Annotated in this window: 17 protein-coding genes; 9 read left to right on the top strand and 8 right to left on the bottom strand. The window is 72.5% G+C overall.

Annotated features, from left to right (window positions below):
- Positions 1–445 precede the first annotated feature (445 nt).
- The 3 genes from MXD59_RS02925 to MXD59_RS02915 form a co-directional block, all read right to left on the bottom strand.
- Entirely contained in the window at positions 446–1,729 is a 1,284-nt protein-coding gene (locus MXD59_RS02925; protein WP_504858285.1) for a Ppx/GppA phosphatase family protein, read from the bottom strand.
- Positions 1,730–1,859: 130 nt separating this feature from the next.
- On the bottom strand, positions 1,860–2,540 hold the full coding sequence (locus tag MXD59_RS02920) for a response regulator (protein ID WP_163549896.1): 681 nt from the start codon (positions 2,538–2,540) through the stop codon (positions 1,860–1,862).
- Positions 2,537–3,943, bottom strand: a complete 1,407-nt coding sequence (locus MXD59_RS02915) for a sensor histidine kinase (protein ID WP_248823338.1) — start codon at positions 3,941–3,943, stop codon at positions 2,537–2,539. The genes MXD59_RS02920 and MXD59_RS02915 overlap by 4 nt, the downstream gene beginning before the upstream one ends.
- A 431-nt stretch (positions 3,944–4,374) precedes the next feature.
- Here MXD59_RS02915 and phoU point away from each other — a divergent pair, with 431 nt between their 5' ends.
- Positions 4,375–5,022, top strand: a complete 648-nt coding sequence (gene phoU, locus MXD59_RS02910; RefSeq protein WP_248815400.1) for a phosphate signaling complex protein PhoU — start codon at positions 4,375–4,377, stop codon at positions 5,020–5,022.
- Between the two features lie 111 nt (positions 5,023–5,133).
- Here the strand turns inward: phoU and MXD59_RS02905 are convergent, their stop codons facing one another.
- Positions 5,134–5,871, bottom strand: coding sequence for a phosphoglyceromutase (locus MXD59_RS02905; RefSeq protein WP_248823337.1), 738 nt, complete (start codon positions 5,869–5,871; stop codon positions 5,134–5,136).
- A gap of 632 nt (positions 5,872–6,503) precedes the next feature.
- On the opposite strand from MXD59_RS02905, the gene ygfZ reads away from it, so the two are divergent.
- Positions 6,504–7,694, top strand: a complete 1,191-nt coding sequence (ygfZ, locus tag MXD59_RS02900; protein ID WP_248823336.1) for a CAF17-like 4Fe-4S cluster assembly/insertion protein YgfZ — start codon at positions 6,504–6,506, stop codon at positions 7,692–7,694.
- Positions 7,695–7,806: 112 nt separating this feature from the next.
- Here ygfZ and MXD59_RS02895 read toward each other — a convergent pair whose 3' ends face one another.
- Entirely contained in the window at positions 7,807–9,156 is a 1,350-nt protein-coding gene (locus tag MXD59_RS02895; protein WP_248823335.1) for an NsdA family TPR-like regulatory protein, read from the bottom strand.
- Between the two features lie 541 nt (positions 9,157–9,697).
- Positions 9,698–10,999, bottom strand: coding sequence for an extracellular solute-binding protein (locus MXD59_RS02890; RefSeq protein WP_248823334.1), 1,302 nt, complete (start codon positions 10,997–10,999; stop codon positions 9,698–9,700).
- A gap of 353 nt (positions 11,000–11,352) precedes the next feature.
- Between MXD59_RS02890 and MXD59_RS02885 the strand changes: the two genes are divergently transcribed.
- The 4 genes from MXD59_RS02885 to MXD59_RS02870 all read left to right on the top strand — a co-directional run bounded on the left by MXD59_RS02885 (position 11,353) and on the right by MXD59_RS02870 (position 15,693).
- Entirely contained in the window at positions 11,353–12,567 is a 1,215-nt protein-coding gene (locus tag MXD59_RS02885; RefSeq protein ID WP_248823333.1) for a DUF349 domain-containing protein, read from the top strand.
- 264 nt (positions 12,568–12,831) lie between these two features.
- Complete coding sequence (locus MXD59_RS02880; protein WP_248823332.1) at positions 12,832–13,638, top strand: helix-turn-helix domain-containing protein; 807 nt, start codon at positions 12,832–12,834, stop codon at positions 13,636–13,638.
- 128 nt (positions 13,639–13,766) lie between these two features.
- Positions 13,767–14,612 carry a hypothetical protein gene (locus tag MXD59_RS02875; RefSeq protein ID WP_248823331.1) on the top strand — a complete coding sequence of 282 codons (846 nt, stop codon included), beginning with the start codon at positions 13,767–13,769 and terminating at the stop codon, positions 14,610–14,612.
- A 124-nt stretch (positions 14,613–14,736) separates the two neighbouring features.
- Entirely contained in the window at positions 14,737–15,693 is a 957-nt protein-coding gene (locus MXD59_RS02870; protein ID WP_248823330.1) for an aldo/keto reductase, read from the top strand.
- Positions 15,694–15,769: 76 nt separating this feature from the next.
- Here the strand turns inward: MXD59_RS02870 and MXD59_RS02865 are convergent, their stop codons facing one another.
- Entirely contained in the window at positions 15,770–16,285 is a 516-nt protein-coding gene (locus MXD59_RS02865; protein ID WP_248823329.1) for a DUF1269 domain-containing protein, read from the bottom strand.
- A gap of 205 nt (positions 16,286–16,490) precedes the next feature.
- Here MXD59_RS02865 and MXD59_RS02860 point away from each other — a divergent pair, with 205 nt between their 5' ends.
- Complete coding sequence (locus MXD59_RS02860; RefSeq protein WP_248823328.1) at positions 16,491–17,015, top strand: O-acetyl-ADP-ribose deacetylase; 525 nt, start codon at positions 16,491–16,493, stop codon at positions 17,013–17,015.
- On the opposite strand, the gene MXD59_RS02855 is transcribed toward MXD59_RS02860, so the two are convergent.
- Entirely contained in the window at positions 16,981–17,844 is an 864-nt protein-coding gene (locus MXD59_RS02855) for a class I SAM-dependent methyltransferase (RefSeq protein ID WP_248823327.1), read from the bottom strand. The two genes, MXD59_RS02860 and MXD59_RS02855, sit on opposite strands and share 35 nt — an antisense overlap.
- Positions 17,845–18,259: 415 nt before the next feature.
- Here MXD59_RS02855 and mshA point away from each other — a divergent pair, with 415 nt between their 5' ends.
- Both mshA and MXD59_RS02845 read left to right on the top strand, forming a co-directional pair.
- Positions 18,260–19,537 carry a D-inositol-3-phosphate glycosyltransferase gene (gene mshA, locus MXD59_RS02850; RefSeq protein ID WP_163549099.1) on the top strand — a complete coding sequence of 426 codons (1,278 nt, stop codon included), beginning with the start codon at positions 18,260–18,262 and terminating at the stop codon, positions 19,535–19,537.
- Positions 19,538–19,662: 125 nt separating this feature from the next.
- Positions 19,663–20,157: a type III secretion system chaperone family protein gene (locus MXD59_RS02845; protein ID WP_248815411.1), complete on the top strand. Its 495-nt coding sequence runs from the start codon at positions 19,663–19,665 to the stop codon at positions 20,155–20,157.
- The last annotated feature ends 14 nt before the right edge of the window (positions 20,158–20,171 follow it).

The raw sequence follows: 20,171 nt of genomic DNA, 5'->3' as shown, positions 1-20,171 counted from the left end.
GGGGACCGGAGCCGAGGGGCGTGGAGCCGAGGGGCGTGGAGCCGAGGGGCGTGGAGCCGAGGGTGGTGGGGTCGAGTCCGGCGCGCAGGAGTCGGCTGGAACCGGCCATCGGGAGACGGCCGAGTCGGCCGACGGGGGCTCGGGCAGCGGCACCTGGGACGGGGGCGGGCCGGCGGCATCCGACCGGGCCGCATCGGCCGGTCGTGTGCTCGGACGCCTCGCCCGCAATCCATCTCCCTGCCGTAGAAGCCGGCGGCCGGAGCTGCCGGGTGCCTTCCTCGTCCAGGCTAGGCCATCGCCGCGGGTTCGCCCATGCCGCGGCTCGTCCACCGACAGTACATAGCCTGATATCGCACGTGACAGCGGCCACATCCGATCATCATCGCATCCCGGCGGATCCCCCACAACCCGAAAAGTACTTTTTTCCCCTTATGGGCGGATGCTGTCAGCCGGAGTTGAGCCAGTCGAGCCGGCGCAGGATGACTCCCTCCCGCAACGCCCAGGGGCAGATCTCCGCCTCCTCGACGCTGAACAGATCGAGCGCCTCCGCGGCCACGATCGCGCCCGCGACCAGTTGCCCGGCCCGGCTCGCCGAGACCCCGGCGAGCGCCGCCCGTTCCTCGACGGTCATCCGGGTGATCTTCGCGACGACGTCCGCGAGGTCGTCACGACGCAGCACCCGGCGGGTGTAGGGGCCGCGGCTGTACGGTTCGGCGCCGGCGATCCGGGCCAGCGAACGGAAGGTCTTCGACGTCGCCACCACCCGGGTGTGCTCGCCGAGGTGGTAGATCGTGCCGACGACCGGAGCGATCTGCGCCCGCACGTAGCGCCGCAGTTCCGCGAGGTCGGCACGTCGGGGCGGGTCGTTGTCCGCGCCGGCCAGCCAGTCGCGGGTGAGCCGGCTCGCGCCCAGCGGCAGCGAGGCGACGACCTCGGGATCCTCGTGCATGCCGGCGCCGATCTCCAGCGAGCCACCACCGATGTCCAGGGCCAGCAGCCGCCCGGCGCTCCAGCCGAACCAGCGCCGCGCCGCGAGGAAGGTGAGTCGGGCCTCCTCCTCACCCGAGAGCATGCCGATCCCGACCCCGGTCGCCGCCCGGACCCGGGCGAGAACCTGATCGCCGTTGCTCGCGTCGCGCAGCGCCGACGTCGCGAACGCCGCGAGGTCCTGCACCCCGAGCGCCTCGGCCTGCTCCCGCATGTCCCGCACGCACGCGGTGAGCGCCTGTTCCCCCTCGGTACCGAGGGAGCCGTCGGCCTCTAGCAGTTCGACGAGGCGCAGCGGCACCCGGACGCTGGCCGCCGGCTGTGGCTGCCCGCCACGGTGGGCGTCCACGACCAGCAGGTGCACCGTGTTCGACCCGATGTCGATCACGCCCATCCGCATCGGGCCGGGATGCGGCCCGGCCGGCAGCGGCCCAACACCGATGCCCGCCCGTGGGCGCCCGGCGCCCGCGGGCCGCACCGGGACGGCATCCCCGGCGAGCACCACCGCCCCGGCCAGCACGACCGACCCACCCGGTGGCACCGACCCACCGGATGTCGCCGGACCCGGCGCGGAACCGTCCGACGCGGCGGGGTCGGAACCCGACGCGGCCGGCGAACCCGCGGGCACCTGGCCCACGGGGTCGCCCAGCCCGGTCAGCTCGACCGCTGCGACCAGTCCCGCTCCCGCCGACTCCACCGGATCGGCCGGCTCGGCCGCGTCCGCGGGCCCGGCCGTGGCCACCGTGGTGGGACGGTCCGACTCGCCGACCCTCGACCGCGCGGCCGCACGATGCGACCCGAGCGGGAACCAGCCCGCCGGACGAACGCCTCCGAGCACCCGAACACCGCCCCTCCGCCGGACCGGCCAGCGGTCACGGCTCGAACTTGTAGCCCAGGCCCCGCACCGTCACGAGGTGACGCGGGTTCCCGGGTTCGCGCTCAATCTTCGTCCGAAGCCTCTTGACATGTACGTCCAGGGTCTTGGTGTCACCCACGTAGTCGGACCCCCACACCCTGTCGATCAGCTGCCCCCGCGTGAGTACCCTCCCGGCGTTACGCAGGAACATCTCCAGCAGCTCGAACTCCTTCAGCGGCAGGGTCACCATCGCGCCCTCGACCGTGACGACATGGCGTTCGACGTCCATCCGCACCGGCCCGGCCTCGAGCGTCGTGTCCGAGACCTCCTCCGTCTCCGAGCGGCGACGCAGCACCGCTCGAATCCGCGCGACGAGTTCGCGCGACGAGAACGGCTTGGTGACGTAGTCGTCCGCGCCCAGTTCCAGGCCGAGCACCTTGTCGATCTCGCTGTCGCGCGCGGTGAGCATGATGATCGGCACACTCGAACGGGTCCGCAGGGTGCGGCACACCTCGGTGCCGGACAGCCCCGGCAGCATGAGGTCGAGCAGGACCAGGTCAGCGCCGCGGCGATCGAACTCCGCCAGGGCGCTGGGACCATCGGCCACGACGCCCACCTCGAAACCCTCCCGTTCCAACATGAACGACAACGCGTCGGAGAACGACTCCTCGTCCTCCACTACCAGCAGCCGGGTCACCCGATCGCTCCCCATGTCCCGTCCGACGGACCGGCCGACCCGGACCGCTTCCCGCGTTCCCCCCGGAACTCAGCATCATGATCGCCCCGGGCCTGATCGCCGTCGACCTCGGTGGCACCCTCGTCCCGGACGGACGCCTCCCAGCCCGGCACATCCTGGACGGACGCGGCCAGGATCTCCCGCGCGTCGAGGATGTCACCGGGGTCCGACACGTCCGGGTCGTCGGAGCTGGCACGGCCGTCGGCGATACCGGGGACGACGAGCACGGGGACGGCGATCCCGGCGGAGGGCGTCGCGGTCGCCGCGGCGTTGGCGAACAGGGGCAGGCGGATGGTGAAGGTCGAGCCGGCCCCCTCGGAGCTCCAGACGGTGACGGTTCCACCGTGGTTGGTCGCGATGTGCTTGACGATGGCCAGGCCCAGGCCGGTGCCGCCGGTGGCCCGGGAGCGGGCGGGGTCGGCCCGGTAGAAGCGCTCGAACACGCGCTCGAGGTCCTTCTCCGCGATGCCGATGCCCTCGTCGGCCACCGAGATCTCGACCGTCGTCCCGCTGCGGCGCACACCGAGCACGATGCGGGTGCCCCGCGGCGAGTAGCTGATCGCGTTCTCCAGCAGGTTCGCGACCGCGGTGACCAGCTGCCCCTCGTCGCCGAGCACCTGCAGCGCACCGTCCCCGATCACCGCGAGGGAGATCTCCTGGGCCTGGGCGTGCAGTCGGTTGCGGTCGACCGCCTCGGTGAGCAGCTCGCCGGTGAGCAGGGGGCGCAGGTCGGGCAGCGGCTCGGCGCCCTGGAGCCGGGAGAGGTCGATGATCTCCTGCACCAGCCGGGCCAGCCGGTCGGACTCCCGGGTCATCCGCGAGGCGAACCGGCGCACGGCCACCGGGTCCTCGCTGGCCGCGGCGACCGCCTCGGCGAGCACGTGCAGCGCGCCGACGGGCGTCTTGAGTTCGTGGCTGACGTTGGCGACGAAGTCGCGCCGCACCGCCTCGACCCGACGTGACTCGGTGATGTCATCGAGGATGACGGCAACATGACCAGTCGAGTCCAGCAGGCGTGCGCGGGTACGCACGGCGAGCGCCTCCTGGTCGGGACGCGGCCGGGTCAGCGGCGGTTCGGGCACCGGCGGCAGGTCGATCTGACGTTCGTGGTCGCGTCCGGCCAGGCGGGTGGAACGCACCAGATCGGCGAGTTCGGCGACGGCGATCTCGTAGTCGCGGACCACACCCATCCTGCGGGCGACCGTGTTGACCAGCACCGCCCGATCGGTCGCGTCGAGCACGACCAGCCCGGTCGGCAGCCCGGAGATCACTCGACGGATGAGCTTCGGGGGCAGGAGCACACCGTCGAGCGCGCCCCCACCTGGTTCGGCGTGCGCCGGTGTGCGGCCGGGTACCAGCGTCATCGTCCATCCTCGGGACATCCGTCCGCCGAAGCGGGACGGTCAGCACAGACAGGCGACTTCACGCGAAGCGCACGGCATGTCACGGCATCCACCGACCTGTCACCCACTCGCCGCATGCTAGGTGCCGCCATGCCACCTGGGCATCGCTGTGCGGTCCTCCAACGCCGATCGTCGCCCGTTGTTCATCGGACCTATCGTCGACGTTCACCGAACCGCGAGAGCTGCACCGCATCGTCAAGGTTCGGCGTGTCCTACCCGCGCCGCCGCTGTGATCTCATGAATCCACACGCCTTCGCCTGTCGATCCCGCCTCGTCCACTCTGGTCCGTGAACCGCCCGGCGAAGGCCGTTGCGCGAAGACCCGTTCCGCGAAGATCCACCGCGTGCAGACCACCCAGCGAAGCCCCACCCAACGAAGACAAGGAGCCGTCCGTGCGGGACGCCTTCACCGACGAACTTGACAGCATCGACCAGTCCCTGATCGAAATGACCAACCTGGTCGCCTCGGCCATGGCGCGGGCGACGACCGCGCTGCTGGACGCCGATCTGCAGCTCGCCGAGAACGTGATCAGCGGCGACGAGACCGTCGACCTGTTGCGCAACGAGATCGAGGAGCGCGCGTTCGACGTGATGGCCCGGCAGGCCCCGGTCGCGACCGACCTGCGCATCATGGTCACCACGCTGCGGATCGTCGCCGACCTCGAGCGGATGGGTGACCTCGCGCTGCACGTGGCGAAGGTCGCGCGCCGCCGCTACCCAGGGCGGGCCGTCCCACCGGAGCTGCGCGGGACGCTGCTGGAGATGGGCCAGGTCGCCCAGCGCATCGTGGCCAAGGCCGGCTCCGTCATCGCCAGCCGCGACACCGACCTGGCCAAGCAGCTCGAGGCCGACGACGACACGATGGACGGGCTGCACCGCACCCTGTTCCACGTGCTGATCGAGAAGCCCTGGCCGCACGGCATGGAAGCGGCGATCGACATCACGCTGTGCGGCCGCTACTACGAGCGGTACGCCGACCACGCGGTGTCCGTCGCACGTCGGGTGATCTACCTGGTCACCGGGGAGATCGCGTCGGCGTGACCGGCGAGGCCGGTCCGGCCGGCGGCGGCGTGCCCAGGCCCGCGACCACGCGCGGGCCTGGTGGACGACCTGTCGGGTCGGCACGCCGGCGGCTCCGTTACGGCTTCGCTGTCACTTCTTCGAGCCCTGCGCGGCGACGGCCGCCGCCGCGCTCGCCGCGGCGTCCGGGTCCAGATACCCGGAGCTGATGACACCAAGGTCGTCATCGAGTTCGTACCGCAGCGGGATGCCGGTCGGGATGTTCAGCCCGGCGATGTCGGTGTCGCTGATCCCGTCCAGGTGCTTCACCAGCGCCCGCAGCGAGTTGCCGTGCGCGGCGACCAGCACGGTGCGGCCGGCCCGCAGGTCCGGCACGATCGCGTCGTACCAGTAGGGCAGCATCCGGGCGACCACGTCGGCCAGGCACTCGGTGCGTGGGATCAGGTCGGGGGCGAGATCGGCGTAACGCTCGTCGATCCCGCTGGCCTGGTCCACTCCGATCTCCGGCGGGGGCGTGTCGTAGGAACGGCGCCAGAGCTGGAACTGCTCGGCGCCGAACTTCTCCAGGGTCTCGGCCTTGTTCAGCCCCTGAAGGCCACCGTAGTGACGTTCGTTGAGCCGCCAGTGGCGACGGACCGGAATCCAGGTTCGGCCGGCGGCGTCCAGGGCCAGCCACGCGGTGCGAATCGCCCTGGTCAGCACGGACGTGTGCACCACGTCCGGCAGCACACCGGCTTCCAGCAGCAGCTCACCGCCGCGGGCGGCCTCCTTGACACCCTTGTCGGACAGGTCGACGTCCACCCAGCCGGTGAACAGGTTCTCACGGTTCCAGTTGCTCTCACCGTGGCGGAGCAGGACGAGAGTCGGCATACCCGAGATCCTGCCCGTCCGCCCCGGCTCTCGGCCAGCATTGCCGCCATGACAACGGCCCGGTGCCGGCGGCGGTCCCGTCGTGGCCGGTCACCGACGGCCCGTTCGCCCGCGGATGCCCGCGGGCGCCCCACCGAAGAGGCACCTGGCCGAGAACCACGCCGGAACGCAAGCGACCCCCGGGCGTTTCCCCGCCCGCGCCGAGGCGCGGAGCGAGGACCGTCGGGACTTGTCGACGGCGCCCGGGGGTCGGGTGATCTGCCTGGTACTCGCCGGTGCCGGTGCCCGTGGGCTACGGCCAGAGGTGAGGACCACGAGACCGGCTAGCGGACAGTCACCTCACGAGTCCTATGAGCATACAAAGCGTGGACCACCTCCCTTCTCGTGTACCGAGGACGCTACGCGGCCCGGGGGGCCCCTCGCAACGCCTTTTTCGCCGGGGCGACTGGGACGCTCACGACACCCTGGGACGGGAACAAACGAGCGCCATCCGCGACCCCGCGAGGACTGCCAGCTCAGCCCCCGGCCCCGGCCCACACCCGGATGACACCCGGCTGGCGGGGACACCGCGGTGCCCGCCCGTCCGGTGATCGCGACCGGGCTGATTCCGTCCGGCGACCTAGACTCGGTCCATGAGCGCCGAACCCGAGCCGGGCCCGACCGAGTCGACCGCAGCCACGGGGGCGGCGTCCCCGCTGCTCGGGTTGCCCGGTGCCGTCGCCGGCCAGGGCCTCGACGGTCCGGTGGCCGCGCACTACGGTGATCCGCTGCGCGAGCAGCGCACCGCGGCCACCGGTGCGGTCCTCGTCGACCGTTCCCATCGCGGTGTCGTGCGGGTCGGCGGGCCGGATCGGCTGAGCTGGCTGCACAGCATCACCTCGCAGCACCTGTCCGGTCTGGGCGAGCTGCGGGGCAGCGAGGCGCTGGTGCTCTCCCCGCAGGGGCACGTCGAGCACCACCTCGTGCTCGCCGATGACGGTTCGGCCACCTGGATCGATGTCGAGCCGGGCACCGCCGCCGGGCTGATGCGCTATCTGGAGTCGATGCGTTTCATGCTGCGGGTCGAACCGGAGGATGTCACCGCCGGCTGGGCCGTCCTGAGTGTGCTCGGGCCGCAGGCGTCCCGGGTGGTCGCCGCCGCCCTGTCCGCGGAGGGCGACGCGGCCCAGGGAGCCGACCTCGGTCTGCCCGACCCGTTGTCCCCGGAGCCGACCGGCGCCCCCACGGTGGGTCCGTATCCGGTCATCCGCATGGCCGGGGGCGTCCTGGTGCGGCGGCTGCCACACGGTCTGGACCTGCTTGTCGAACGGTCGGCGCTGGCCCGGACGGCGCAGCGGCTGCGCGACGCCGGTGCGGTGCCCGCGGGGCTCGCGGCGTTCGAGGCGGAGCGGATCGCCGCCCGTCGCCCCAGACTTGGCCGGGAGACCGACCATCGCACGATCCCGCACGAGGTGGACTGGCTGACCACCGCCGTCCACCTGGACAAGGGGTGTTACCGGGGCCAGGAGACCGTCGCCCGCGTGCACAATCTGGGTCGTCCACCGCGCCGGCTTGTTCTCCTGCACCTGGACGGAATGGTGGCCGCGGCCGGTTCGCCGGTGACGGCCGCGGGCCGGGAGATCGGCTTCGTCGGGACCTCCGAGATGCACGCGGAACTGGGGCCGATCGCCCTGGCGATCGTGAAGCGCTCCGTCGCCGGGGACACCGCCCTCGTCGTCACCGATCCGGACGGCGCGCCCATCGCCGCCGCGATCGACCCCGACAGCGACGAGTCCCCCGCCACGCCGAAGCGCCCCGCCGGACGCCTGCTCCGCTCCTCCTGACCCGCCCGGCCCCGTCCTGCTCCCCAGCCCGCTCTCGCCTGGTCTGACGCCGCCTGGTCTGGCGCCGCCTGGTCTGGCGCCGCCTGGTCTGGCGCCGCCCTGGCGGCGACCGTCAGGCGGACCGGGAGAGCGCCTGATCGAGCTCGCGCGCCTGCGGGTCGCCGCTGTGTCGCCGTAGCCGCCGCCGTAGTTCGTCGGCGCGGCGCGCGTTGCGCTTGGACCTGGTCGCCTCGAGCATCGGCATGGCCTCCCGGGTGATCGCGCAGCCCTGGTCGACGTTGCCGAGATCGATCTGGACGGACGCCCGTCGCAGCAGGTAGGTCGCCCGGTCCCGGGCCCGGGAGACCGGCAGGGCCTGCAGCGAACGGTCCAGCCAGCGGTCCGCCTGGGCGAGGTGCCCCAGGTCGATGTAGCAGCTGCCGACCTGGGCCAGGAACTCGCCGTCGTCGAAGTAGTCCGCCCAGGCCGGCTCCTCGGGGGCCGCCGCGGCCATGCCCTCCTCCGAACGCACGATCGCCTGCGTGCAGGCGGAGGTCTCGCCGGTGGCGGCGTAGGCCCGGGCCAGTCGCATGTGCAGCATGGCGCTGACCCGGCTGCTGGCCGAGCCGACGCAGGCCACCGCGGCCTCGGCCAGTTCGACCGCCTCCCGCGGACGATCGAAGTCGACACACTGCAGCGACATGTTCTTCAGGACGTTCGCACCAAGCATGCGGTCACCGCCCGAGTGCGCGCAGTGCAGCGCCGTGGTCCAGTACCGCTGGGCGGCGGTGTGAAAACCCGCGTCGAAGGAGACCCAGCCGGCGAACCGGGCGAGCTCCGCGGCCACCGTGTGCAGGTGGCGCCCGACCCGCTCGGTGTAGGAGCCGCGCACGAGCAGGTCCGCGACCAGGCCGAGTTCGGCGTCGACCAGGCGGCGCACGCTCTCCCCACCGAGGCGCTCGTCCATCACCCGCAGGCCCGGAATGTTGTGCTCGATCCGGTTGACGATCTGGTCGTCGACCCGGCCGCCGGCCAACGCGACGGAGAGCTCCGCGGGCTCGAGCCCAAGCCACTGCGACGCGAGCTCGGCCACCCCGACCCCGGTGATCGTCAGGAAGCCCCGCCGGTCGGACAGGGCGTCCTCGACGACGTCCATCAGGCTGGTGACGCTGCCGCCCGGGGTCCAGGGGTACTCGGTCCGGACGGCGTCGCCGGTGGGCAGCCAGGCGGGCCAGGGATGCGATTCCAGCCGGTCGTTCGGCACGCCGAGCTCGGCGGCGAGCGCCAGCTGGGAAACCCGGTCCGGCACCACACCGCGGTGCTCCCAGCGCCAGACCTTCTGCCGTTCCGCCGCCATGTTCGCCACCCCCAGGTCACGGGCACGGCGAGCAACTACGCGGGCGAGTCGCTGGTAGGACCAACCGCGCTGGGCGCGGACGAATGCGAGCGGATGTGTGCAGGCGTGCGCGTTATCCGTCAGCATCGACGATCTCCTCGAGTCGGATCCTCTGGGCGAATTCCGTGAGCGCTCACTAACGCTATGTCGCGACATCCTGGTGTCCATAGTGATTACCCCGGCGCGATGCGTGCACAGGGGTTACGGAAGGACCACTGTTGGCGGTGAATGCACGCCCCAACCGGGAACTCATCTCCGGAATGGCCGTTCATCACCCGAAATGACCCCCACGACCACAGCAACGGGTACCTGAGCGACCTATGCGCCCGAACACCCATCCGGACGCCTAACCGGACACCCGAACCCGCACCCCGCGTACACGCGGAGTCTCCCGCAGGCCACACCACACCTCGACACCGACACCCGAACCACTGTCATCCGAACCACTGGCACCCGAACCACCGTCGCGAACCACTGCCGCGAACCACTGCCGCGAACCACTGGCACCACCCGGTGCTCTTTGATGGGAAGCAAATCATATCTCCGGCCCGACGTCACGCATTTCCGCATCCGACCGCGGTTCTCCCTCGAAACCGAGGTTGACCCATATTCAGATGAATAATTGTGACTATCGGGTCAGGTTCTCGGCCTCGGTCTGGGCGGCGGCGAGGCTCTGGGTCGGGTCCGCGCCGCGCAGCAGGCGGGCGACCTGGCCGCTGAGCGCACCGGCCACCTGCCCGCCGAGCGCACCGCCCCAGGAGGGCGGACGGACCAGCGAGCCGACCGTGCCGAGAAAGACCCGCAGCTGCGGGTAGGTGGCGTAGAAGGCGGACAGCGCACCGACGGCCGCGGTGTCGAGCGGGATGGAGCTGGACGCCCGGGTGTCGCCGGCGACGAACTCCGGCGACAGCAGCGTGACCACCAGCTCCGTCGCCATCTCCCGCTGGCAGCGGTCGGTGGCCAGCACGCTCAGCGCGCTTCCCTGCGCGACCGGACGGAACGTTCCGCCGGGCAGCACGGGGAAGGGAACCATGCCGATCCGCGGGCCCCGCGCACCGTCCCCAGCGACGATCCTCAGGTTGCCGGTGAGCGCGCGGAGGTCCATGGCGAGCATCGCCGTCTGGCGGCGCGGCCCGAAGCGCGCCAGCGCCAGGATGGGAAGGTCGGGCTGCGGACCGTAGCCACCGATCCTGGCCAGGAACGCGGCGGCCTCGCGGGTGGCCGCGGTGGTGAGCGTGGGGCGGCCGGCGTCGTCCTGCAGCGGGATGCCACGGGAGTTGGCCAGGGTGGCGAGCAGCAGCTGGCCCTGTTGCCCGTCGGTGATCACGTCGAGCGGTTGGATACCCCCCGCGGTGGCCCTGATCCGCTCGGCGGCGGCGAGCACGCCGTCGGTGTCCGACAGCGTCTTCGGGTCGACCCCGGCCCGTTCCAGGAGGTCCTGGTTGTAGACCAGCGCCAGCGTGGTGAGCTGCGTCGGGATGCCGACCAGCCGGCCGGCCACGGTGCCCAGGCCGAGCGCGCGCTGGTCGTAGGAGGCCCGCAGCGACCGCGCGGACAGCGGCTGGGCGCCGAGGTCGCCGGCCATCTCGGGCAGCATCGCGAGCCCCGCGGCCGCCACGTCCACGCCGCGCCCCGCGGCCCGGTCGGCGCGGATCGCGGCGGCCAGCGACGGGTCGTCATGGGCATCCGCGACGACGTCGACGGTGAGCCCGGGATGGGCCTTGCGCATCGCCGCCGCGCCGGCCCGCGCCACGTCGCCGTAGATGTCCTCGGTGACCAGTCGCAGCGTCCGCACCTGGGCCGCGCAGGCCGCCGAGGCCCTGGCGCCAGCCGGATCGTCGACGGCCGGTGTCGCCGAACGCGCCGGGGGACGCCCGTCTCCGGCCGAGCCGGCCGATCCGCCACCGCCACACGCCGTGAGATAAATCATGCCGAGAGCGACAAGTAGCGGTAGCATCCGACGGATACGCATCAGGCGAGACCCCCTCGACCATGCGGACTGGCCCGGCCGCCCGGCCCTCGCGACCGGCATTCGCCCGACTCGTCCCCGTCACGTATCTTGACCCCGGTCGCGCTGGGTTCCAAGGGCTGGCGGTCGAAACCGAACCAACGGGCCCGCGGCGGCGGCGTGAGCCGTCCTCCGTTCGGTCAGCGGGACTCGCCTCGGTTCGCCGCGGCCTGCGGTGACCCGATCCACGGCGGCTGTCCCCTCTGGGCCCTTCGCCTGTAAGAATGACAGCCAACCATCAGCCGATCTTCGGACCATCAATCTTCGGGACCACCATGAGCGACCGCAGCGAATCCGACACCGCCGCCGCCTGGGGGCGCGTCGCTGATGACGGCACGGTCTACGTTCGCCTCGCGGACGGGGAGCGCGCTGTCGGATCCTGGCGCGCCGGCAGTCCGGACGAGGGGCTGGCGCACTTCCAGCGCCGTTACGACGATCTGTGCGCTGAGGTCACGCTGCTGGAGCGGCGCCTCACGCTGACCGGCGTCGACCCGGCCGGGGTGGCCGGCACGGCCCGTCGGCTGCTGGATTCGCTGCCCACCGCGGCCGTCGTGGGTGACCTCGACGCGGTGCGGGCCCGGCTCGAGACCGTGATCGAGGGCACCCGGGCCCGCCGCACCGCGCTGGCCGCCGAGCGGGCCGAGCGCAGCGCCCGCGTGCTCGCGGCCAAGGAGGAACTGGTCGCCGAGGCCGAGCGGCTCGGGCAGAGCTCCGAATGGAAGTCCGCTGGCGAGCGGTTCCGCACGCTCGCGGAGGAGTTCCGTGCCGTCGGCTCGCTCGACAAGCGCACCGACTCGGCCCTGTGGCGGCGCCTCGTCGCCGCCCGGGAGGAGTTCACCCGGCGGCGCACCGCGCACTTCGCCGCGCTCGACACGCAGCGAAGCCGCTCGAAGGAGCGCAAGGAAGCGATCATCGCCGAAGCCCGGGTGCTGGTCGACTCCACCGACTGGGTCGGTACCACCGCCCGCTACCGGGCGCTGCTGACCGAGTGGAAGGCCGCCGGCCGGGCCGCCAAGGACGTCGACGACGCGCTGTGGGCCGAGTTCCGCGAGGTCCAGGACGTCTTCTTCAACCGGCGCAACGAGGCCAACGCCGAGCGGGACGCCGAACTGCGCGAGAACCAGGTCAAGAAGGAGCAGGTGCTCGCGGAGGCGGACGCCCTCGACCTGGAGGACATCGACCGCTCCCTGCGTCGGCTGCGCGACCTGCAGATCCGCTGGGACGAGATCGGTCGGGTCCCACGCGAGTCGGCCGGCACGCTCGAACGGCAGATGGCCGCGATCGGCGACCGGCTGCGCGATGCCGCGGACGCCCGCTGGGAGCAGCAGTCGGTGGCTTCCTCCCCGTTCGTCACCAAACTGCGGGAGTCGGTGGCGAAGCTGGAGGACAAGCTCGCCAAGGCACAGGCCGCCGGGCGCACGAAGGAGATCGCGCAGGCCGAGGCGGCACTCGCCACCCAGCGTGCATGGCTGGCCCAGGCCGAAAGCTAGGGCACCCGCAAGCGGGCCCACGGGGCAGGAGCACCTCTCCCACCTGCACATTTCCCTCTGACTCGCGACGACGCCGGACGGATACTGCTAACTGGCGCGCTTGCCAGAGTTAGCAGCGCGACGTATCGTCGCCGGTGTTGATGCCGCGTTGTTCCGGTCCCCGCGCCGGTGCGCCGGTCGGGCGGCGCTCACGCACCGTCCCCGGTGAGAGGCGGCGATGGCGGTCGGTTGTTCGGTCGCCCGGCGGAGGAGGCGTGTGTTCTGGTGTCGGCCCTGAACGTCCGTGAGCTCGGCGACTTCATTCGGGATCAGCGCCGCACGGCCCAGATCTCGTTGCGTCAGCTCGCCAAACAGGCCGGGGTCAGCAACCCGTATCTGAGCCAGATCGAACGCGGTCTGCGCCGGCCATCCGCGGAGATTCTCCAGCAGATCGCCAAGGCCCTGCGTATCTCGGCCGAGGCGCTCTACGTCCAGGCGGGCATTCTCGAGGAACGACACGGCGGCGACAGCGTGATGGCCGCCGTCCTCGCGGACGAATCCCTCTCCGAACGGCAGAAGCAGGTCGTCCTCGACATCTACGAGGCGTTCTGCAAGGAGAATGCCGTCGCCAACCACACCGCGGCGGCGGAAAAGCAAACCACCGCGGCGGGCGCCGCACCCGCGGGCAGCGAAGCCAACCGGCGACCGGCTGCCACCGCGGACCAGACGGGCGCGGGTCGGCCCGTCGCCACCGGCACACCGGTGAAGGTCCGCAGCACCACCCCCCGGGCCCCCCGCCGCACGGCGACCACCGGCACGGCCACCACAGGCACCGCGACCACGGGTACCGCGGCGGCGACAGCCAGCGCGGCCGGTACGAGCGTCACGACGCCCAGGAGCACCAGAACGTCCAGATCGACCAGGGCGGTCAGGGCCTCCGGTACGGCCAGCAAGCCCGCCGCGGCGCCCAAGGCCGACACGGCGCCCAGGACCAGCACCGCCCCCAAGGCCGACCCGGCCCCCAAGACCAGCACGGCCCCGAACGTCGACCCGGCGGCGACGCCCGGGGGCACCGGGCAGCCCGAAGGCTGACCAGTCCGACCACCGCGCGCATTCCCAACGCCATCCCCTGACCCACCGCCGGGTCGCGCATCGGGCGCGCCGGCCGGAACCCAGGAAGCGCGATACGACGACACGAACTGACCACTGAGGGAGTCCTGATGGCCACCACCCGTAGCACGAACGGCCGTAGTACGCCGGCCCGTTCCACCTCCACCGGGGCTTCGACCCCCACCGTCAGCGGTTCCGACGCTCCGACCAGCGCCGCCACGTCGACCAGCGGCCCGTCCAGCACCAGTGGCGGCGCGACGACGCCCACCGCCGGTGCCGCCGCGAGCGTGGGCGGCACGAACACCTCCAACAGCGGCCCGTCGTCGAGCCGGACGACCGTCCCGAGCACGCGGACCTCGACCAGCCGCACGTCGACGACGCGCACCCCCGCGTCGGCCCGGTCCACGACGACCCGCGGGTCGAGCCGACCGGCCAGCCGCACGAGCCCGACCCGGCCGACCGCTCGGGCCAGTGCCAGCGCCGGAGCCGGCGTGCGGGGGGACACCGCCCGAGCCCAGGCCGAGGTCCGGGTGCCGCTGGCGGAGGTGCGCAAGCCGCTGTACGCCTCGGTGGGTGCGGCCGACCTCGCGGTCGCGAAGCTGCGCGCCCTGCCGACGACCACCGGCAACGAGGTGCGTCGGATCTCCGATCGGGTCGGCTCCCTGCCGGTGCAGGCCGCCCGGGTCCCGGTGCAGGTCGGCACGGCCGTCCTCGCGCTGCCGGGCACGGTCACCTCGCAGATCTCCGACCTTCAGGGACGGGCCACCGATCTCTACAACGCGTGGGCGTCGCGCGGTGAGCGCCGGGTGGCGAGCCTGCGACGCAGTCCGGCGACGGAGCAGGCCGTGCACCGGACCCGCACCGCGGTGAGCCAGACCCGCGCGGCCCGCACCACGACCCGCCACGCCGCCACGGCGGTCGGGCGCGCGATCGTCGACGCCGTCCCGCAGAACTGACGAATATCAACCAAGGCACAACTACCAGCGGGAGCCGCAGGTACGGCCGCTAGCACAGCGCAGCCGATCGCGGTCCGTGGACCTGGTGAACACGGGCCCCGATCGGGTGTGCACTATTTAGGGCATGCGCTATCGCTCGCTGGGATCGTCCGGACTGCTTGTATCTGTGGTGGGGTTGGGGTGCAACAACTTCGGCTCACGGGTGGATCTCAACGGCACCCGCGCGGTCGTCGACGCCGCCCTCGATGTGGGCATCACGTTCTTCGACACGGCCGACGTCTACGGAAACAAGGGTGGGTCGGAGACCCAGCTCGGCCACGTCCTGCGCGGCCGTCGTGACGAGGTTGTGCTGGCCACCAAGTTCGGCGGGGACATGGCCGGTATCTACGGCCAGGACTTCCGTGCCCGGACGTCGCGGCGCTACATCCGCAAGGCCGTCGAGGGATCGCTGAGCCGACTGCAGACCGACTACATCGACCTGCTCCAGCTGCACCGACCGGACCCGTTCACCCCGATCGACGAGACGCTCGAGGCACTCGACGAGCTGATCAAGGCTGGCAAGATCCGCTACGTCGGCTCCTGCAACCTGGACGCCTGGCAGATCGCCGACGCCGAGTGGACGGCCCGCGCCTCGGGCACCAACCGGTTCATCTCCGCACAGAACCACTACAGCCTGCTCGAACGCGGCGTCGAGGCGGAGCTCGTCCCGGCCACGCTCAAGTACGGCATCGGGGTCATTCCGTACTACCCGCTGGAGAACGGCCTGCTCACCGGGAAGTACCAGCGGGACGAGGCCCCGGCCGCCGGCACCCGGCTGGCCAGCCGGCAGGATCTGCTGACCGACGAGCTCTTCGACCGGCTCGAGGTCCTGGAGACCTTCGCCCGTGAACGCGACCGCTCGCTGCTGGACGTGGCGATCGGCGGTCTCGCCGCGCAGCCCGGCGTCAGCTCGGTCATCGCCGGTGCGACCACCGCGAGCCAGGTGCGGGCCAACGCCACCGCCGGCGAGTGGCAGCCCAGGTCCGACGACCTGGAAGTGCTCAACAAGGTGGCGCCGACCCTGCGCCCACCGGCCCTCTGATCCGCTGACGGCGCTGGTCCACTGACGGCGCTGGTCCACTGACGGCGCTGGTCCGTCGGCGCCCGGCCAGGGGAGTTCAGGCCGGCGCGGCCCGGCGGCCCAGCGCCTCGGCCAGGTGTCGTTCCCGGCTCGCCGGCAGGGTACTCATGATCACCCGTGGCCGGTGCGGCCGAAGGGCGGCGACCACCTCGTCGACCGCCTCCTCGCCGGACCGGCGGACCAGCGCGAACACCGCCGCCCGGCCCGGTTGCAGATGCCCGGCGACCCGCCGGATCTGCGCCTCGTCCACCCCCGGCCCAAGCAACCGACTGATCAGGGCGCCCAGGCCCGCCCCCAGCCCCAGCCCGATCAGCGGGGCGAAGAACAGGGTGCCCAGCACCCCGCCGCAGGCCGCGCCGCCCAACGCCGCGGTGCGCGGCGGGCTGGCCAACCGGTGGATCGTGATCTGACCCGCGTCATCGCGCCACACCAGGGCCCCGTCGACGACGTCGAGCCGGCGGCGACGGCGCAACCGCCGCCCCAGCGCCCACGCCGCCCGGGCCTGTTCGAGGCTGTCGAAACCGAGCACCACCAGCCGCGAATCTGCCGTCATCACCGCCGCTCCTTCCACCCCTGTCGCCCGTCCGGCGAAGGCGCCTCCCATCGGATCGCAGGATCAGGCTAAGCGCAATCGCGCCACAGCGTGACCCGCGATGCTCCCCGGAGCCCCTCCCCGAGGCGCCCGCGCCGCCACGATCCGCGCCCGGATGATGCCCCTTCGCACCCGGTCCGATCGGCCCGGTGCGACAATGGGCGCCATGGTGCGGGTACGGCTGGAGCAGGGTGACATCACCGGCGTCGAGATCGACGCGATCGTCAACGCCGCGAACAACAGCCTGCTCGGCGGCGGCGGGGTGGACGGTGCGATCCACGCCGCGGGAGGGCCGCGGATCCTCGCGGCCTGTCGCGAACTGCGCCGCACCACGCTGCCCGATGGCCTACCGACCGGGCAGGCGGTGGCGACGACCGCCGGGCGACTCCCGGCCCGGCATGTCATCCACGTCGTCGGGCCGATCCACGACCCACGCGAGGATCGTTCCGATCTGCTGTGCTCGGCCTACGTCAACGCGCTGCGGGTCGCCGACGAGCTGGGCGCGTCCGGGGTGGCGTTCCCGGCGGTGAGCGCCGGGGCGTACGGGTGGCCGTTGGACGACGCCGCCCGCCTCGCGGTGACGAGTGTGCTCACCGCGACGACGAACGTGCGGGACGTCCGGTTCGTCCTGTTCGACACGCGCGTCCACCAGGCTTTCACCGCGGCACTGGCGGCGGCCAGTCAACCGTGAGCTCGCCCAGTCGCCAGCGGCGCACGTCCCCACGGACCGGGAAACCCCCCGCGCGCAGGTCGAGCACCGCGGCGATCCAGCGTTGCCGTGGCGAGAACACCGCCCTGGCCGCCGCCCGCGCCCACGCCTGATCCAGCTCCTCGAGCAGCCGGTGGATGTCCTCCCCCGCCACGTTGCGGGCGATCAGTGTCTTGGGGAGTCGTTCGGCGAGCTCGGACGGCTGGCGCAGGCTCGGCAGATGTGCGGCCAGGGTCAGCGTCGGCCCGGCCGGAATCCGCCCGGCGGCGGCCAGCCACCGCGGTGGCGCGGCACTGGCCGGACGGCCGAACCAGCAGGCCCGCCGGCCGATCTCGTCGCAGGTGCCCTCCACGAGCAGCCCGCCGGGCGCGAGCAGGCCGGTCATGGCCTGCCACGCCCCGGCCACGGCCGGCTCCGGGTACTGACGCAGCACGTTCAACGCCCTGATCACCACCGGCTGCCCGTCCCGCGCGGCCTGCCCGAACCCGCCGTGGTCGAAGGTGAGCCCGGGTGGCCGGGCCGCCGGGCGTGCCGCCGCGACCCGCTGCTGGTCAAGCTCGAGACCAAGGACCCGCACCCGCGGGCACACCACGTGCAGCCGCTCGTACAGCTCCACCGTCGTCACCGGGGACGACCCGAAGCCCACGTCGACGACCAGCGGGTCAACGCTGCCGCGCAGGAGCGGGCCAGCCACGTCAGCCAACCAGCGGTCGACCCGGCGCAGCCGGTTCGGCGCCGTCGTCCCCCGGGTAGGGAGCCCAAGGGCACGCGCGCGGCCCGCCGCGAGCCGCCCGCCGCGGGGGTTCACCATCCGCCCAGCGTCGCAGATCGCCCTCCACCGGTGGGACGGGGACGGTGCGGTCCGGCTCCCCCGCCGTCGCCAGGTGCCCTCCTTCGGGCCGGTCGGCGGGCCACCGGGACGTCTGATTCGTTACAGGATCGTGACGACAGATCCGGCACAGAGCGCCACCCCGCCGCGTTGACCTGCAAGGACCGGGAGATTCCCGGTCCACGGCGACGGATCGGCCACGTCCGATCAGTTGACCGGACAACTGGACGGGTAGAACGGTGGTTCTCGTGTTGGTCCACAGCAACGATGGTCGTACTGGGCGAACGCGGCGACCATCGCCGGACGAAGGTATGCCGTGGGCGCTGCTGGACGGGGGTGCGCGGTGCGTCTGATCCGCGGCGAGTCGGGGCGTGCGGCCCACCCGCGGCGGGTGGCGATGCTGTCGATGCACACCTCACCCCTGGAGCAGCCGGGCACCGGTGACGCCGGCGGGCTCAACGTGTACGTGGTGGAGCTGTCCCGGCAGTTGGCGCGCCACGGGGTCGAGGTCGAGGTGTTCACCCGGGCGGTCAGCAGCCGGGTGCCGGCGACCGCGCAGCTCGCGCCCGGAGTGACGGTGCGCCACGTCGACGCCGGGCCGTTCGAGGAGGTCCGCCGCGAGGACCTGCCGGCGTGGCTGTGCGCGTTCACCGCGGACGTGCTGCGCACCGAGGCCGGGCACGAGCCGGGCTGGTTCGACCTCATCCACTCGCACTACTGGCTGTCCGGGCAGGTCGCCCGGGCCGCCGCCCGCCGATGGGCGGTGCCGTTCGTGCACACCTCGCACACCCTCGCGAAGGTCAAGAACGACGCCCTGGCCGTCGGTGACCGCCCGGAACCCGCCGGGCGGCTGCACGGCGAGCAGGAGGTCGTCGCCGACGCCACCCGGCTGATCGCCTCCACCGCCGAGGAACGCGCCCACCTGATCGGTCTCTACGGCGCGGCACCCGACCGCGTGGATGTCGTCGCCCCCGGTGTCGACCTGACCGTCTTCCGCCCGGGTGGCAGAGGTGGCGGCGGCCCCGTCCGACCCGGGGACATCGCCGCGTCGCGGGCCCGGTCACGGCTGCGGCTTGGCCTGGAGGCCGATGGTGAGCTGCTGCTGTTCGTCGGACGCATCCAACCGTTGAAGGCGCCCGACATCCTGCTGCACGCCACCGCCGAGTTGCTGCGCCGCGATCCGAGCCGCCGCGCCCGGCTGTCGGTCGCCGTCGTCGGTGGCCCGAGCGGCGCCGGTCTGGAACAGCCCGACGCGCTGGTGAAACTGGCGGCGGACCTGGGTATCTCCGACCTCGTCCGGTTCCAGCCACCGGCGCCGCAACCCGAGCTCGCGCACTGGTACCGGGCCGCCGACGCCGTGGTCGTGCCCAGTCACAGTGAGAGCTTCGGCCTGGTCGCCCTGGAGGCGCAGGCCTGCGGCACGCCGGTGGTGGCCGCCGCGGTCGGCGGGCTGCGCACGGCGGTCGCCGACGGTGTCTCCGGCCTGCTCGTGCCGGGTCACGACCCGCTGCGCTACGCCGACGCGCTCGACCGCCTGCTGCGCCAGCCCCGGCTGCGGGCCCGGCTCGCGGCCGGGGCGATCGAGCGGGCCGCGGGCTTCGGCTGGTCGGCCACGGCCCGCGGGGTGCTGCACAGCTACCAGCACGCGCTGCACCCGACCGCGGTGGCCGTCTGAGCTGAACCCGTCACGCCGTGGGCCGGTAGGGACTGTAAGCGGGTGGGGGCGGGGGCGTGCGAGGATCGGATCCGGCTGCACCGGATCCGGCTGCACCGCCGCGACGAGCGGGGAGGAACCGCGCCATGACGGCACCCATCGACGCGCCCGAACGTGAACGGCTCGACGCCGTGATCGCGACCGCCCTCGCCGACCTCGAGCTCGCCTTCGAACACGTCGGCACCGGCTCGTTCCTGGTCACCCTGGAGGGCGAGCACAAGCTGCGCACCATGACCTGGCTCGTCGTGCAGGACCACACCCTGCTGGTCGAGGCGTTCTTCATGCGCGCGCCGGCCGAGAACACCGCCGGCACCTACGGCTTCCTGCTCGGGCGCAACGCGCGCACCTACGGCGTGCACTTCTCCATCGACCGGGTCGGTGACATCTTCCTCACCGGCCAGGTGCCGTTGGCCGCCGTGTCGGCCGACGAGATCGACCGGATCCTCGGCTGCGTCGGCACCTACGCGGACGAGAACTTCGACCCGGCGATCGCCCTCGGGTTCGCGTCCGCCATCGAACGTGAGAAGGCGTGGCGGGCGAAGCTCGCCGCCGACGCCGGCAGCGTGACCAGGCCCGCCTGACCAGCTGGATCAGG

This window comes from Frankia umida (assembly GCF_023242945.1).
Lineage (GTDB): Bacteria > Actinomycetota > Actinomycetes > Frankiales > Frankiaceae > Frankia > Frankia umida.
This window is presented reverse-complemented; position numbering and strand designations above follow the sequence as displayed.